The sequence below is a fragment of the Kitasatospora albolonga genome, from assembly GCF_039535905.1.
In the GTDB taxonomy this organism is placed as follows: domain Bacteria; phylum Actinomycetota; class Actinomycetes; order Streptomycetales; family Streptomycetaceae; genus Kitasatospora; species Kitasatospora albolonga.
Map to the genome: position 1 here is coordinate 13131 of NZ_BAAAYB010000009.1, position 15598 is coordinate 28728.

The 15598-nt window shown below is 74.8% G+C and carries 11 protein-coding genes and 4 pseudogenes; 7 read left to right on the forward strand and 8 right to left on the reverse strand.

Going from position 1 to position 15598, the window contains the following annotated elements; genetic code table 11:
• Window positions 1–21: 21 nt before the first annotated feature.
• Window positions 22–906: an NADP-dependent oxidoreductase gene (locus ABD946_RS02720; protein WP_345279691.1), complete on the forward strand. Its 885-nt coding sequence runs from the start codon at window positions 22–24 to the stop codon at window positions 904–906.
• Window positions 907–921: 15 nt separating this feature from the next.
• Here ABD946_RS02720 and ABD946_RS02725 read toward each other — a convergent pair whose 3' ends face one another.
• The 4 genes from ABD946_RS02725 to ABD946_RS02745 all read right to left on the reverse strand — a co-directional run bounded on the left by ABD946_RS02725 (window position 922) and on the right by ABD946_RS02745 (window position 4963).
• On the reverse strand, window positions 922–1857 hold the full coding sequence (locus ABD946_RS02725) for a LysR family transcriptional regulator (protein WP_345279692.1): 936 nt from the start codon (window positions 1855–1857) through the stop codon (window positions 922–924).
• 54 nt (window positions 1858–1911) lie between these two features.
• Entirely contained in the window at window positions 1912–2583 is a 672-nt protein-coding gene (locus ABD946_RS02730; RefSeq protein ID WP_380150295.1) for a DUF998 domain-containing protein, read from the reverse strand.
• A gap of 113 nt (window positions 2584–2696) precedes the next feature.
• A complete protein-coding gene (locus ABD946_RS42385) occupies window positions 2697–4310 on the reverse strand; it encodes an alpha/beta fold hydrolase (protein ID WP_380150294.1) in 1614 nt (537 codons plus the stop codon).
• Window positions 4311–4369: 59 nt separating this feature from the next.
• Window positions 4370–4963: a dihydrofolate reductase family protein gene (locus tag ABD946_RS02745; protein WP_345279694.1), complete on the reverse strand. Its 594-nt coding sequence runs from the start codon at window positions 4961–4963 to the stop codon at window positions 4370–4372.
• 213 nt (window positions 4964–5176) lie between these two features.
• Between ABD946_RS02745 and ABD946_RS02750 the strand changes: the two genes are divergently transcribed.
• Window positions 5177–6691 carry an SDR family oxidoreductase gene (locus tag ABD946_RS02750; protein WP_345279696.1) on the forward strand — a complete coding sequence of 505 codons (1515 nt, stop codon included), beginning with the start codon at window positions 5177–5179 and terminating at the stop codon, window positions 6689–6691.
• Window positions 6692–6982: 291 nt separating this feature from the next.
• Window positions 6983–9502, forward strand: coding sequence for a tetratricopeptide repeat protein (locus tag ABD946_RS02755; RefSeq protein WP_345279697.1), 2520 nt, complete (start codon window positions 6983–6985; stop codon window positions 9500–9502).
• On the opposite strand, the gene ABD946_RS02760 is transcribed toward ABD946_RS02755, so the two are convergent.
• The 4 genes and pseudogenes from ABD946_RS02760 to ABD946_RS43295 form a co-directional block, all read right to left on the reverse strand.
• Window positions 9471–9869 (reverse strand): hypothetical protein, encoded by a 399-nt coding sequence (locus ABD946_RS02760; protein WP_345279699.1) that lies wholly within the window; start codon window positions 9867–9869, stop codon window positions 9471–9473. The genes ABD946_RS02755 and ABD946_RS02760 overlap by 32 nt on opposite strands.
• Before the next feature lie 179 nt (window positions 9870–10048).
• On the reverse strand, window positions 10049–10639 hold the full coding sequence (gene nudC, locus ABD946_RS02765) for an NAD(+) diphosphatase (protein ID WP_345279701.1): 591 nt from the start codon (window positions 10637–10639) through the stop codon (window positions 10049–10051).
• A gap of 443 nt (window positions 10640–11082) precedes the next feature.
• Window positions 11083–11418 (reverse strand): helix-turn-helix domain-containing protein, encoded by a 336-nt coding sequence (locus ABD946_RS43290; RefSeq protein WP_486334026.1) that lies wholly within the window; start codon window positions 11416–11418, stop codon window positions 11083–11085.
• Window positions 11419–11634: 216 nt separating this feature from the next.
• Window positions 11635–12222, reverse strand: a pseudogene (locus ABD946_RS43295) (PucR-like N-terminal domain-containing protein); the annotation flags it as partial.
• 133 nt (window positions 12223–12355) lie between these two features.
• Between ABD946_RS43295 and ABD946_RS02775 the strand changes: the two are divergent.
• From ABD946_RS02775 to ABD946_RS02790, 4 genes and pseudogenes are all read left to right on the forward strand, one after another.
• A pseudogene (locus tag ABD946_RS02775) lies at window positions 12356–13368 on the forward strand (ferredoxin reductase).
• A gap of 7 nt (window positions 13369–13375) precedes the next feature.
• Window positions 13376–14496: pseudogene (locus tag ABD946_RS02780) on the forward strand (fatty acid desaturase family protein).
• 416 nt (window positions 14497–14912) lie between these two features.
• Entirely contained in the window at window positions 14913–15038 is a 126-nt protein-coding gene (locus ABD946_RS02785) for a hypothetical protein (protein ID WP_345279703.1), read from the forward strand.
• A gap of 175 nt (window positions 15039–15213) precedes the next feature.
• A pseudogene (locus ABD946_RS02790) lies at window positions 15214–15598 on the forward strand (hypothetical protein); the annotation flags it as partial.

Genomic DNA, 15598 nt, shown 5'->3' on the forward strand with positions numbered 1-15598 from the left:
CACGCGTTCGGCGACGCCTCGGTGATCCGCCTCGACCACGTCGCGCGACCGCGCCCCGGCTTCGGCGAGGTGCTGCTGCGGGTGGCGGCCGGATCCTTCAACCCCACCGAGGCGGCGCTGCGCGCCGGACTGCTGCAGGCGTTCCTACCGGTGGAGCTCCCGTACGCGCTCGGCTGGGACGTCGCCGGCACCGTGGTCGAGACCGGCCCGGGCACGGAGGGGATCGCCGTGGGCGACCGGGTCGTCGGACGGCTGGACGGCGGCGGTGCGGCGGCCGAGTACGTCCGGGCACCCGCCGCCCTGCTGACCGCAGCGCCGAGGTCCGTCCCGCTCGCCGACGCCGCCGCGCTCCCCGTCGCGGGCCTGACGGCGTGGCAGGCGGTGTTCGAGCACGGGAAGGTGACCACCGGTCAGCGGGTACTGGTCAACGGTGCGGGCGGCGGGGTCGGCGGATTCGTCACCCAGCTCGCCAAGTACGCCGGCGCCGAGGTCACCGCCACGGCCGGTCCTCGCAGTGCCGCGGCGGTCCGGCGGCAGGGGGCCGACCGCCTCGTCGACCACACCGCCGGACCGCTGGGCGACGCGCTCGACGGCCCGGTGGACGTCCTGTTCAACCTGGTGCCGCTGAGCCCGCCGGACGCCGCGGCCTTGGTGCCGCTGGTGCGGCGGGGCGGGCGGATCGTGTCGGTCGCGACCCCGGTCGAGCCGTCGCACGACGCCGGTGTGAGCGCGGTCCACCTGGTGGCCCGCAACGACGTCGCGGACCTGGCGGCGCTCGTGGGTCTCGTCGACGCGGGCGCGGTCCGCCTCGACATCAGCTCCGCCCGCCCGCTGTCCGAGCTCGCAGAGGTCCACCGGCTCGGCGAGGCGGGCCTGATCCGCGGCAAGGTCCTGATCGTCCCGTGAGCGTGCCCGGCGGCCTCACGGGACTGCCAGGGTGTCGGCGCTGCCCGCCCCCTCCGGGTGGAGCGAGTGGGCGGCCTGCTGGGCGGAGCGGGCGAAGGAGCGCAGCAGCGGGGTGTTGTTGGTGGTGAGCCAGGCCGGTGCCCACTCGATCGGCGGCGCGTCGGCGAAGGGGACGCAGACGACGTCGGGCCGGCTGTAGAACCGGGTGACCTGCGCCCCGACGATGGCGGCGCCGAGGCCGGCGCCGATGAGTTGGAGGGCCTCCTGGAAGGTCTCGATCCGGGGGCCGTCGGCTATCGCCTCGCCGCCCGGGGTGCGGGACGGGCGGCGGTCGGCGAGCCAGGACCCGGGCCGGGAGCCCGCGATCCGCAGCAGCGGGATCCGGGCCAGGTCCTCCATGGTGACGTGGGTCTGACGGGCGATCGGATGGTCGGCGGGCACGGCGAGCATCCGTGGTTCGGAGAGCAGCACGGGGCCGACGACCAGGTCCGGGTCGGTGAGCGGGAGGCTGAGCAGGAGCACGTCCAGGTCTCCCGCGCGCAGCCGGCCGAGGGCTTCGGCGATCTGCGCCTCGCGGACCTCGACCCGGCAGCCGGGGCGGTGCCGGGGGAACAGGTCCGCGGCCCGGTGCGCCACCTGCCCGGCCGCCGCCCCGACGTAACCGACCGTCAGCTGCTCCCCGGTCCGGCGGACGGTCGCGGTGGCGCGGTCGAGGCCGGCCTGGATCTGTTCGTAGCCGGGCCGCAGGTCCTGCTCCAGGGTGTGGCCGAGCTCGGTCAGGCGCACCACGCGGTTGGTCCGTTCGAACAGTGGAGCGCCGATCCGCCGCTCTAGTGCCTTGACGGTCTGGCTGATCCGGCCCGTCGTCACGTTGAGGCGGGCCGCGGTGCGGCCGAAGTGCAGTTCCTCGGCGAGGGTGAGGAACGCCTCGAGTTCCAGACGTTCGATCATGTCGTGTGGTCCACCCTGCCCGTGACGCTCCGTCGGCCGCTGTCGAAGTGATCATTATGACCTCCGGGTGGTGGCCCGCAGTCGGCAGCCGACGGCGGTGAGCCAGAGCAGGCCCAGCGCGGCCCCGGCGGTGAACGCCGCCACGGTGGCGGCCGAGGCGGCGAACCCGGCGATCACCGCCACCGGGACGAGGCGGGTGGTGACCGCCCAGGCCCGCTCGCCCCGGGCCGCGAACGCGCGGGCCAGCACCGGGAACGCGGCGCAGAGCGCGAGGTAGCCGACCGTGCCCGCGACCATGTGGACGGCGCCGTGACCACTGAGCGTGCCGGTGCCGGTCTCCGTGGTGCCGGGCGGGAAGCCGGCGCCGGGGTCGGCGGTGAAGACCCCGGCGATCAGGAAGGAGAGACCGAACACGGCGATCAGCCGGGGTGCCCAGACGCCACCGGGGCCGCCGCGCAGGGCGTGCCGCAGCCCGGCGGCGCCCGCAAGGACGAGCAGGCCGGTGAGCAGGAAGAAGCCCACCTGGATCCAGCCGAGCGCGCCGAGGCTGAGCTGGCTGAGGGCGTTGCGGGTGAAGTCGAAGCCCTCCCGGGTCAGGCCCTGGGCCAGGCTGGCGGCGAGGAAGACCGGCCCGGCGGCGATGGTGCCCACCAGGAGGAGCGGGGCCGGTGGGCGGGGCGGCACGGTGGGGGTGGTCGACGTCGGAGGGGTCAGTGTCTGGGGCACGGTGGTGGTTCCCGTTCTGTCGGTGCGTGAGCTGGTGGTCGGTCAGGGAGGCGCCGCACGGGCACCCGTCACGGTGCCCGTGCGAGGGGAGGAGCAGGTGGGAGGGGCAGGCGTCAGGCGAAGAACGCGAGCAGTGCGGGGGCCAGGACCTCGGCGGCGACCTCGTGGGTCTGGCCTTCCAGGGTGGTGCGCCGGGCGCCGGGGACGGCCGCCTCGACGGCGCGGGCCGCGGCGCGCAGCAACTCCGGACTGGCGCCGCCGTCGACGACCAGGACCGGTGCGGTGATCCGCGCGAGGGCCTCGGCCGGTACCCGGGCGCCCGTGCCCAGGGCTTCGGCGTCGTGGGCCAGGGTCGGCGCCACGGCTTCGAACAGCGGCCACACCGGGGCGTTGCGCATGCCGTCGGCCACCTCCGGCGGCATCCCCGCGAAGGTCATGAACCGCACCGCGGCGTCCCCCCGCCGGCCGTCGGCCAGGGCGGCCGTCAGATCGCCCCGGTACGCGTCGAACCGCTCGCTCTGCAGGTCGTCGGTGCTGAACGGCGGCTCGTAGACGGCGAGTCGGGCGATGCCGACGCCCTGGGTGGCCGCCCGCAGGGCCAGCGCGGCACCGGAGGACAGGGCGACGACGTGGGCCGAGCCACCGGCGGCGGCGATCACCGCGGCGAGGTCCTCGATCTCCCGCTCGACGGCGAACGGCTGGGTGTCGCCGCTCCCGCCGCGGCCGCGGCGGTCGTAGGTGTGGACGGTGTGGTGGGCGGCGAGCTGGTCCGCGATGGCGGAGCCCGGCCCGAAGGCGCGGTGACACAGGGCTCCGTCGACGATGACGACCGCCGGTCCGGTGCCGGTGGTGGAGCAGGCGATGAGGGTGCCGTCGGAGGAGATGACGGAGGTGGAGGTGGAGGTGGTGGTCGTCAAGGGGATCTCCTCGGGAGATGGAGGGAGGATGTCGGCCGGCTGTGCGGAGGCGAAATCAGCCAGCAACCGGGCCAGCAGGTCCGGGTGTTCGAGGTGGAGGTCGTGGCCGGCGCCGGGGACGCTGACGGCGGTGGTGGCGGGGCGGCGGCGGAGCATGCCGGTGATCTCGGCCGGCGGGAGGATGCCGTGCTGGCCGAGCACCAGCAGGGCGGGGCGGTCGATCGCGGTCCACTCGTCCCAGTACGAGCGGTGGGCGAGCTCGGAGAGCGAGGCGACCATCACGTCCCGGTCGAAGCGTGGCCACCAGCTGCCGTCCCGCGGTTCCAGGCCGTCCGCCCACACGGCGCCCACCGCCCCGCCGCCGAAGAACCGGGCGGCCGCCTCGGGGGAGGGGAACGGCACCGGCCAGGAGTCCAGCACGGCCGCGATCTCCTGCTGCGCACCGGGCGCGGCCCCGGGCCCGGCCTCGACCAGGACCAGGCCGCCGAACAGCCCCGGGTGTGCGGCGGCGGCGAGCAGCGCGGTGTGGCCACCGAGCGACTGTCCGACCAGCAGGGGCTGCCGCAGGCCGAGTTGGCCGACCGCCGCCACCACGTCGGCGACGTACGCGGCCCGCGACACCTCGGCCGGTCGGCGGGTGGAGCGGCCGTGGCCGCGTTGGTCGAACGCGACCACCCGCCCCGCGCGGCTCAGGGTGGCGGCCACCCGGTCCCACTCGCCCGCGTGGCCGGCCAGGCCGTGCAGCAGCAGGACGTCACGGCCGGGCGGCCCGGTCCAGTCCCGGCAGGCCAGACGGACGTCGCCGCGCACGACGGTGCGCGGCGTCCACGCGGTGGCCCGGGAGCCGCCGGCACCCCCGCCGCGGCCCGTCAACGGCCGGCCGCCGCGGCGCCGCGGGCGGGCCGGTGACGCAGCAGGACCACCTGCCCGTCGAGGACGCGGGACTCGACGAGCTCCAGCCCGAAGCGCTTGCGCGGCCCGGGGAAGACCGGCTTGCCGCCGCCGAGCACGACGGGGTGGACGAAGACCTGGTACTCGTCGATCAGCCCGTGCTCGGTGAGGTGGGCGGCCAGTGCCGAGCCGCCGAAGAGCAGCAGGTGCGCGCCGTCGCCCTTGAGCGCGCTGAGCTCCTCGAGGACGTCGGTGCCGATCACCCGGGCGTTCCAGTCGGCCCGCTCCAGCGTGGTGGAGACGACCACCTTCCGGGCCGCGCGCCAGATCGGGGCGAAGGCGAGGTCGTGCTCGTCGGTCGAGTACTCCTCGGCCTTCGGCCAGTAGCCGGCCATCAGCTCCCAGACGGCCCGGCCGTACAGGAACACGTCGGCGGAGGCGGTGAGGGCCCGGGAGTGGGCCGACATCTCCGGCCCCATGACCGGCCAGTCGAACTCCCCGCCGGGGCCCTCGATGTAACCGTCCAGCGACTGGTGGACGAAGTACGTGATCGTGCCGGTGTTGCTGCTCATGAGCCTCTCCAGAAGTATCGGTGGGGTGGGTGTCCGGCCCCGTCCCCACGATCCCGTCGCGACCGGAAGATGATCAACGGCCGATTCGGGAAGCAGTGTTTAGCGGGACTCAACCACGAAGGCGGGACTCGCTGCACAAACGCTCCAGGTGCGGGCGCGGCGGCGAATCGATGCACGGTGAGGCGTGACCCGCGGGCGGAGGAGGACCGAGACATGGACGCGTACCCGAGCGGCCCCCTGCGCTGTCTGGTCAGCGGAGCCACCGGCTACATCGGGGGCCGGCTGGCGCCCGAGCTCCTCGCCCGCGGGCACACCGTCCGCTGTCTGGTCCGCGACCCGGGCCGCCTGCGCGACCAGCCCTGGCGGGCCCGGGTGGAGACCGCCACCGGCGACGTCACCCGGCCCGAGAGCCTCGACGGGGCCTTCGACGGCGTCGACGTCGCCTACTACCTGATCCACTCGCTCGGCACCGGGCCCACCTTCGAGGCCACCGACCGGGAGGCCGCCCGCGCGTTCGGGGCCGCCGCCGCGGCGGCCGGGGTGCGCCGCATCGTCTACCTCGGCGGCCTCGTCCCCGCACACGCCCCCGACGGCCTCTCGCCACACCTGCGCTCGCGCGCCGAGGTCGGCCGCATCCTGCGCGACAGCGGCGTGCCCACCGCCGAGCTGCGCGCCGCCGTGATCATCGGCTCGGGGAGCGCCTCCTTCGAGATGCTGCGCCACCTCACCGAACGCCTGCCCGCGATGGTGACCCCGCGCTGGGTCTCCACCCGGATCCAGCCCATCGCCGTCCGCGACGTCCTGCACTACCTGGTCGGCGCCGCCCACCTGCCGGCCGGGCTGACCCGCAGCTTCGACATCGGCGGCCCCGACGTCCTCACCTACGAGGAGATGATGCGGCGTTACGCCCGCATCACCGGGCTGCACCGCCGCCTCATCGTCCCGGTCCCCGTCCTGACGCCCCGTCTGTCCAGCCACTGGGTCGGCCTGGTGACCCCGGTGCCGAACTCCATCGCCCGGCCCCTGGTCGAATCGCTGCGCCACGAGGTGGTCTGCGGCGAGCACGACATCGCCCGCTGGGTGCCGGACCCGGAGGGCGGGCTGACCGGCTTCGACCGCGCCGTCGAGCTGGCCCTGCGCCGGATCAAGGACGCCGACGTCGCCACCCGCTGGTCCTCCGCCTCGCTGCCCGGTGCCCCCAGCGACCCGTTGCCGAGCGACCCCGACTGGGCCGGAGGCAGCCTGTACCAGGACGTCCGGGAGCTCACCGTCAGCGTGCCGCCGGCCGCCGTCTGGCAGGTGATCGAGGGCATCGGCGGTGACAACGGCTGGTACTCCTTCCCGCTCGCCTGGGCCCTGCGCGGCTGGCTCGACCGCGCGGCCGGTGGCGTCGGCCTGCGGCGCGGACGCCGCGACCCGGCGAGGCTGCGGGTCGGGGACTCCCTCGACTTCTGGCGCGTGGAGGAGATCGAACCGGGCCACCTGCTGCGCCTGCGCGCGGAGATGCGGCTGCCAGGCCTGGCCTGGCTGGAGCTCTCCGTGACGCCGGCCGGCGACCACGGGGCGCACTACCGCCAGCGGGCCCTGTTCCACCCGCACGGGCTGGCCGGGCACGCCTACTGGTGGTCGGTCGCGCCGTTCCACACCTTCGTGTTCGCCGGCATGGCCCGCAACATCACCGAACGCGCGGGCCAGGACGGTACCCGCCCCGTGCCGGCCCGGTCCTGACCGCCCGTCAGGCCCCGTGCGCCGACGCGGCAACGGGCTCCGACGCGCGGCGCCACCGTCGACACCGCGCCGGACGCCCGCCCGGCCCGGCGGGAGGCCTGCGCCACCGGCGCGTACGGCCGTGAGCGTACGGCCGTGCGCCGGAGGTCCTCCCCGGACCGGGCCTCGGTCGCGCCCGAACGGTCAGCTGTGCCGTGTCCCTGTCACTTCGGAGCTCGTCCCGGTACGGTCGTGCCGCGCGCCCGGCGGTCGGGAGGGGCGCCGGGACGGCAGGGCGAGGGGGTGGGGTCGATGGCAGCCGGGGGCAGTGGCGGCCCGGGCACGGACGGTGTCCGCAGCCTCGCCGACCTGCTGGCGGCGCTCGACGGGCTGCGGATCCGCGCCGCCCGCGGCACCGGCAAGGCCCGGGTCAGCCTGCGCGATCTGGAGCAAGCCACCGGCATCGCCCGCAGCAGCCTCTCCGGCTACCTCAGCGGTGCCCGCCCGATGCCGGTCGACGTCCTCGACGCGGTGGTGCTCGCCCTCGGCGTGGCACCCCGGGACAGCGCCCGCTGGGCCGCGGCCTGGGAGCGGGTCAACCTCCCACCCGCGCCCGCGCCACCGCCCGCGCCACCGCCCGCCGGTGCTCCCGCGCCGCGCGAACTGCCGCGCAGCACACCGTCGTTCGTCGGGCGCGAGGCCGAACTCGCCGCCATCGCCCGCCGTCTGACCCCGGCTCCCGCCGACCCCGCCGACCCCGCCGACCCCGCCGACCCCGCCGGACCGGCCGGACTCGCCGACGGCCCGGCCGTGGTGGTGGTGCACGGGCCGGGCGGGGCCGGGAAGTCCGCCCTGGTCGTCAAGGCCGCGCACGCCGCCGCGGCCGCCTTCCCGGACGGCCAGCTGTACGCGGACCTGCGCGGCGCCAGCCCCGGCATCGATCCGCTGACGGTCGCCGAGGTGCTCGGCCGCTTCCTGCGTTCGCTGGGCGTCCCCGCCGCCGACCTGCCCGGCGGCACCGCCGAGGCCGCCGCCCGCTGGCGCACCCTGCTGGCCGGGCGACGGGTCCTGCTGGTGCTGGACAACGTCGGCACGGCGGACCAGGTCGAGGCCCTGCTGCCCGCCGACGGCGGCTGCGCCGCCCTGGTCACCAGCCGGGCCCGGCTCGGTCTGCTGGACGCCGTCCGGATCCCGCTCGGCGGCTGCCCGCCGGACGAGGCGCTGGAACTGCTCGCCCGCACCGTCGGGCCCGGCCCGGTCACCGCCGACCCGGGCGCCGCCGCCCGGGTGGTCGAGCACTGCGGGCTGCTGCCCCTGGCCATCCGGATCGCCGGAGCCCGCCTCGCCGCCCGCCCCGACTGGACGCCCGCGCTGCTCGCCGACCGCCTCGCCGACCAGCGCCGCCGACTGGACGAGCTCCGCTACGGCGACCTCGCCGTCCGCAGCAGCCTCCAGGTCGGACTGGACGCGCTCGCCGAGAAGCAGGACCGCACCGCCCTGCTGCTCGCCGCCGAGGCCGGACTGCCCCGGCTGACGGTCCCGGCGGTGGCCGCCCTGCTCGGGGTCGCCGAACCGGAGGCGGACGCGGCGGTGACCCGGCTGGTGGAGGCCGGCCTGCTGGAGGTCGCCGACGCGGGCGGCCCCGAACTGCACGACCTGGTCCGGCTGCACGCCGCCGAACAGGCCGCCGCCCTGCCGGCCGCGCTGGTCGAAGGGGCCCTGCTGCGGCTGGCCGGGCACTACCTCGGCGGCGCCGACGCGGCCGCCCAACTGCTGCGCGCCGACCCGGCGACCCGGCTCGCCGAGGACTGGCTCGACCCCGGGTGGACCGGCCGCGCCGCCTTCGCGGACGTCCCGGCCGCGGCCGCCTGGCTGGCCGCCGAACGCCCCACCCTGCTCGCCCTCGCCCGGCGCCTGGCAGCCGCGCCGGGGCCCGTCGCGCGCTACCCCCTGGTCCTGCTGCGCACCCTTCAGGCGTACCTGCCGCGCGGCGGCCACTGGTCCGACTACGGCGCGCTCGCCGAACTCGCCCTGGACATCGCCACCCGGATCGCCGACCCGCGGGCCGAGGCGCTGGCGCTGATCGCCCTCAACGGGATCGACCAGCGGGCCGGCCGCTTCGCCGACGCCGCCGCCAAGCTCGACCGCGCGCTTCCCGCGGCCCGCACCGCGGCCGGAGCGGTCGGTGAGGCCTCCGTGCTCTCCCACTACGGCCACCTGCACCAGCAGGCCGGAGAGCACCGGCGCGCCCTGGAGCGCTACCATCAAGTGCTCGACCGCTACCAGGAGTTGGGCATGCCGATGCAGCAGGGCCTGACCCTGCACAACATCGGCGAGATCCACCTCGACAACGGCGACCCGGCGCGGGCGGTGGCCCGGCTGGAGGAGTGCCTGGTCCTCCAGCGCGAGGCCGAGGACCTGCTCGGCGAGGCCCTGACGCTGACCCTGCTCGGCCTCGCCCACGGCGAACTCGGCTCTCTCCCCGTGGCGTTGGGCCACCTGGACACCGGGCTGGCCCTGGCCGAGCGCACCGGCCACCGCGACGCCCGGTGGCTCGCCCTGACCGTCCGGGCCGAACTGCGCACCCGTACCGGTCACCCACGCCAGGGCGCGGACGACGCTCGCGCCGCCCGCGACCTGCACGCCCCGTCGGGTGACCGGTACCGGCACGCCCTCGCCCTCACCGCACTGGCCCGCGCGAACACCGCGGCCGGTGAGGGCTCCCCCGAGGAGTCCGAGCGGGCCCGGGCGCTGCTCGCGGGCTGCGCCCGCCGCCCGCTCCGGGCCCTGGAGCGGCTGCTCAGCGGCAGCGGTACTGGGAGCCGTTGTTGACCTTCAGGTAGACCGAAGCGATCCACCCCTGCTCCTGGGTGCCCGAACGCCGCCCGTACCACCAGATGTTCGAGCCGACCTGGGAGGTGGAGACGTAGCTGCCGTAGTCCCAGCACCACAGGTAGAGCGAGGTGCTCAGGGCCCAACTGCCCTTGACGGTACAGGTGTTGTGGTCCGGCCCGGTGCGGTAGTTGACCCCGCTGGCGATCACCGTGGCCGTGGCGTCGCTCTTGTTGGGGTGCGCCCACTCCGAGGTGCAGTCACGGGTGGCCGCCGAGGCGGGCGAGGCGGAGACGGCGAGCGTACCGGTGGCGGCCGCGAGCGTGAGGGCGAGGGCGGTCAGCCGCTGGGCGTATCGGGTCTTCAAGGAGGGTCCTCCGTCCGTGGTGATCGTGCGCCCACTATCGCGGGACGGACCACCCACCCACCCGGATCCGGGACACTCGCGGACGATCGTGGACAGGGCCGCACAGGACGCCGCACGGACATCGCCCCGAGCGAGCGCCGAGCGTCCCGGCCCCTCGGCCCCCGGCCGCGGCGTCCGACTCACTCCACGTCGGCCAGCCACTGGTCGATGAGCACCTTGCCGATCGAGTCGACCCGGTAGGGCCCGCCGTCGGCGGAGTCCGCGATGCGCGACCGGAGTTCGGCCGCCGTGAACCAACGTGCCTCCACCACCTCGACGTTGTCCACGTCGATCCGGTCGGAGACGGCCTCGGCGCGGAACCCGATCATCATCCCGGACGGGAACGGCCACGACTGGGATCCCTGATAGGTGATCGTCCCCACCTCGACACCGGCCTCTTCGGCGACCTCGCGGCGCACCGCGTCCTCGAGGTTCTCCCCGATCTCGACGAACCCGGCCAGCGTGCTGAAGCGGTCCGGACCGGAGCCCGCGTGCCGGCCGAGCAGGCAGCGCCGAGGCGTGCCGGGCAGTTCCACCAGCACGATCACGGCCGGTTCGATCCGCGGGAAGAGCAGCTTTCCGCAGTCCTGACAGGTCCGCAGGTGGCCACTGTTGCCGGGGACGGCCGGACCGCCGCACGCGCCGCAGAACCGCTGGTTCCGGTTCCAGTGCAGGATCCCACGGGCATACGCGAGCAGGCCCGCCTCCTCCGGCGTGATGGTGGGAACCATGGCCCGCACATCCAGCACCGTGTCCGCGGTGGCCAGTTTCGACGGCGTCGGACCGGTCGACGTGGGACAGGTCGGCCGCGAACACCGCGGCCCTCCCCGTCCAGGCCGAGGAACACCGGGTCGTCGGCGGCGTCGAGGATGCCCCGGGCCTCGGCCAACGGCAGCCGGACGGGCCTGTCGTCGCGGACCAGACAGTGGTCCCGCCAGAAGGGAATCACCTGGGTACCGGGGCTCGTCAACAGCCCGGCGACCCACTCCGAGTCGGTACGCCGGCCGCCAACCCGGTCAAGCTCCAAGCCGCTGTAGTACAAGGTTCCCCCTAGCCCGTCCTGTCCTGCGCGGATTCCACGATAGTGGGCGTCCACCACCGCTGGTCGGAGGCCTGAGCCTTGTTGCGCCGCCTCCCGTCGGCCATGCCCGTCTCCGCACCGGCAGGGCCCCCGTCAGGTGGCCGGGAGGCCGACCGCCAGGGTCAGTTCGAGGACGCGGTGGGGGGAGGCGAGGTCCGGAAACAGCTCCCGCAGCTGCGCCATCCGGTACCGCACCGTCTGGGGGTGGACGAAGAGCGCCGCCGCCACCTCCTCCCGCCGGCCCTGGTGCAGCAGCCAGGCCCGCAGCGTCTCCTCCAGCCGCCGCGCGGTGGCGGCCGGCAGTGCCCGCAGCGGGGCGAGGGCCCGGGCCCGCAGGTCCGCGAAGGCGTCGGCGTCGGCGGTCAGGACGAGCTCGGGCAGGTGGTCCTCGGTGTCGCGGATGCCGGGGGAGAGGGCTCGCGCGCGCAGGGCCCGGGCGAAGGAGGCGGAGGCCCGGAGCCACGGCCGGGCGGGGGCCGACCACGGCGGTGCGGTCGGTGAGCTGGCGCAGGAGGTGGGGCCGGTCGGCGTCGGGGACGAGCAGCACGCCGGTCTCGTCGGGCAGGTCGTCGAGGACCAGGGTGTTCGGGTCGAGCGTGCGGTAGGCGGGCCGCGCCTGGGCGGCGGGCAGCAGGACGGCGGTCAGCGAGACCGGCGGCTGCCAGCGGGCCCGCAGGACGGAGGCGGGCAGGACGTCCGGGCCGGCCTCGGCGAGCAGGTCGCGGGCCAGCTGTTCGAGGTGGCGCTCGTGGGCCCGGCCGCGGGCGGCGAGTTCGTCGGCGTGGCCCGCGGCGCTCGCGGCGGAGAGCTCGTCGATGTAGGCGAAGGTCAGCTCGGCGAACTTGGCGACCTCGGCGGCGGGCAGGCCCGCAGGCACCGCGCCCGCGGCCAGGCACCGCCAGGCCACCCGGGCGCCGACGCGGTAGGCGCTGAGCAGGGCGTCCATCGAGCGGCCGTCGCGCACCTCGCCGCGCCCCAGCTCGTAGGCCGCGTCGCCGGCGTCGCCCCGGTGGTGTGCCCGCTCGCGAGGTCGAGGTAGTGCCCGAGCGCGGTGCGGACGGCGCGGCGGATGGTCCCGCCCATGCGGCCGGAGAGGGCGTTGGCGTAGGAGGGGACTTCGTCGATGATCGCCCGGACGACCTCCTCGGCGGTGGTGGTCAGCTCGGCCCGGAGGGCGGCGACCGTCGTCTCGTCCAGCACCGGTTCGGCGGCCCTGCGGACTGCGTTGCTCATGGTTCTTGTTCCCTACGAACAATTCGGCCGATCAGATTCACGTCCTACGGTCAGGACTCTACGTCTTCGGACGAAGCAAGCTGGGGCCATGACGAGTACAGCCCTCCGCAGCAGGGCGTGGAAGCTGCTGGAGATGGTCACGACGCCGCTGCTGCCGTCGGACTACCTCGATCTGGTCAGCCCGCTGCGGGCCGGCGCCGAGCTGCGCGGGCGGATCGAGGCGGTGCACCCCGAGACCGAGGACGCCGCGACCGTCGTGATCCGGCCGGGCCGCGACTGGCGCGGCCACACCGCCGGCCAGTACGTGCGGATCGGGGTCGACGTCGACGGGGTGCGCCTGTGGCGCGCCTACTCCCTCACCTCGCCGACGGACCGTCAGGACGGCCGGATCACCGTCACCGTGAAGGCGGTGGCGGACGGCCGGGTCAGCGGGCACCTGGTCCACCGGACGGCGCCGGGCACCCTGGTCCGGCTGGAGCAGCCGGCCGGTGACTTCGTGCTGCCGCCGGCCAGGCCCGCCAAGGTGCTCTTCCTGACGGCCGGCAGCGGCATCACGCCCGTGATGGGCATGCTGCGCGAGCACGCCGCCCTGGACGACGTCGTCATGGTCCACAGCGCGCCGCGGCCGCAGGACGTGATCTTCCGCGCCGACTGCACGAGCTCGCCGGGGCGGGCCGGCTGCGCCTCACCGAGGTGCACACCGGCACCGACGGCAGGCTCGACCTCGCCCGCCTGGGCGACCTGGTGCCCGACTGGGCCGAGCGCGAGACCTGGGCCTGCGGGCCGATGGGCCTGCTCGACGCGGTGGAGCGGCACTGGTCCGAGCACGGCGTCCGGGAGCGGCTGCGCACCGAGCGCTTCCGCCCGGGCACCGTGGTGGCCGGGGACGGCGGCTCGGTCACCTTCGGCGCCACCGGGCGGACCGTCGAGGCGGACGGCGCGACGCCGCTGCTGGAGGTCGGCGAGGAGGCCGGAGTGCTGATGCCCTCGGCTGCCGGATGGGCATCTGCTTCGGCTGCGTCACGCCGCTGAAGGCGGGCGCCGTCCGCGACCTGCGCACCGGCGAGATCACCGAGGCCGAGCCGGGCGTCCTCATCCAGACCTGCGTGTCCGCCGCGGCGGGGCCCGTGCGAGATCGAACGGTAGGAGCACCGTGACCGCCATCGACCCCACCGCCCACCTGACCGCCGCTCAGATCGAGGAGCTCGGCCGGGAGTTGGACGCGATCCGCGACGAGGTGATCGCCGGCCGTGGTGAGAAGGACGCCGCCTACATCCGCAAGGTGATCTCGGCGCAGCGCAAGCTCGAACTCGCCAGCCGGGGCGTCCTGCTCTTCTCGCTCTTCCCGCCCGCGTGGCTGATCGGCACCGCCGGCCTGTCGGTGGCGAAGATCATGGAGAACATGGAGATCCGGCCACACACGTCCTGCACGGCCAGTGGGACTGGATGCGGGACCCGAAGATCCACTCACGACCTGGGAGTGGGGACCACGTCTCGCCGGCCGACCAGTGGAAGCACTCGCACAACGAGCTGCACCACACCTACACCAACGTGATCGGCAAGGACAACGACCTCGGCATACGGCATCATGCGCGTCGACGAGGACCAGCGGTGGCACCCGTTCCACCTCGGCCAGCCGCTGTGGAAACTCGTCAACGCCTGCTTCTTCGAGTACGGCATCGCGGCCTACGACCTGGAGCTCGGCAAGAACCTGCAGCGGCGCCGCCGCAAGGACCCGGAGTTCCGCGCACGGGCCAGGGCGGTGGGCCGCAAGATCCGCCGGCAGGTGCTCAAGGACTACGTGATCCACCCGCTGCTCTCGGGCCCCTCCTCCTCACCACGCTGGCCGCCACCTTCACCGCGAACCTGGTCCGCAACCTCTGGACCCACTCGGTCATCATGTGCGGGCACTTCCCCGAGGGCGTCGGGTCTTCGAGCGCCGCTCGATCGAGGGCGAGACGCGCGGGCAGTGGTACTGCGCCAGATGATGGGCTCGGCGAACATCAGCGGCGGCCGCGGCCATGCACTTCATGACCGGCAACCTCTCGCACCAGATCGAGCACCACCTCTTCCCGGACCTGCCGAGCAACGGTACGCCGAGGTCGCCGTGAAGGTGCGCGCGCGCTGTTCGAGAAGTACGAGCTGGAGTACGTCACCGGGCCGTGCCCAAGCAGGTGTTCTCCGCCTGGCGCAAGGTCGTCCGGCTCTCGCTGCCGAACCGGAGGTCCGCGGCCGGACCGCGCCGACCGCGAGCGGGAGCTCGTCGCGGCCTGACGGCTCCGGTCGCCTTTCGGCCGCGCTGATCTCCGGTACGACGATTCACCAATACGGGGTCAGTTTCCGTACGCACCATGGGCGTTCCGGAAAGTTCGTGCTCTGATGGTCTGTCAGATTTCCGGCATCCCTCGCAAGTCCGCGGGAAGGCAGGACGATGGGCAGATCCCCTTTCACGGCGCCACGGTGGCCGTTCGCGCTGACGGTTTCGGGCCTGCTCGCGGCCGCCTGCGCCCGGCCCACGCGAGGCGGGGCAGGACAACATCGGCATGTACAAGCAGAGAAGACCCAGTGGTGCTGGGTCGCCTCCGGGCTGACGACGCCAAGTTCCAGGGCTACGGCAGCAGCAGACCGACTTCTGCACCCGGGCTAACCCGTACTACGGCTGCGACAACAGCCCGCCAACCCTCGACGACATGGCCCGGGGATGGAACAGCCTCGGCCTGGGCCACCTCGGCACCGGGCTGAGCAGCGCGGCCACGTTCAACCAGGTCTACACGGACGTCAAGGCGGCCCGGCCGGTCGCCGCCCGGATCGGCTGACGTCCGGCGGGGGCCACATGAACGTGGTCTACGGCTTCGACCCTCGAACAGCACCATCGGCGTCGCCGACCGTGGCCCGACACCACCACTACACGTGGTGGAACTACGCGACTACGTCAGCAACAGCTCGTTCAAGTGGACCCACTCCGGATCGGCATCCCCGTTAGGCAGGGGTATGCACGGAACACGAACCTCGCGGGCGGGCGGCCTCCTCACCCATCTCCCGACTGGCGGCGCCCTGGTGCTCGGCACGGCCGCGCTGCTGTCCGCCGCCGGCCCCGCCCACGCGCTCAGCGCCGACGGACCCGCTGCCGGCCGACATCCCGGACTACGGGCAGCCCTCGACCTGGTGAAGTCGGCCGAGGTCCGCACCACCGTCTGCCGCTTCCTCACCGTGCCGCTCCCGCAGGGCGACGGGGGGCGGGGCGCCGCAGCCGATCCCCGACCAGGCCGACCCGTGCGAGGGCCTGCCCGCGTTCACACCGTCCAGGACCCGCTGGCGCTGAACGAGGTCGCGCCCGGCTCGTCGCGGGCCGGACCCTGCCGGTCGCACCGAGGCG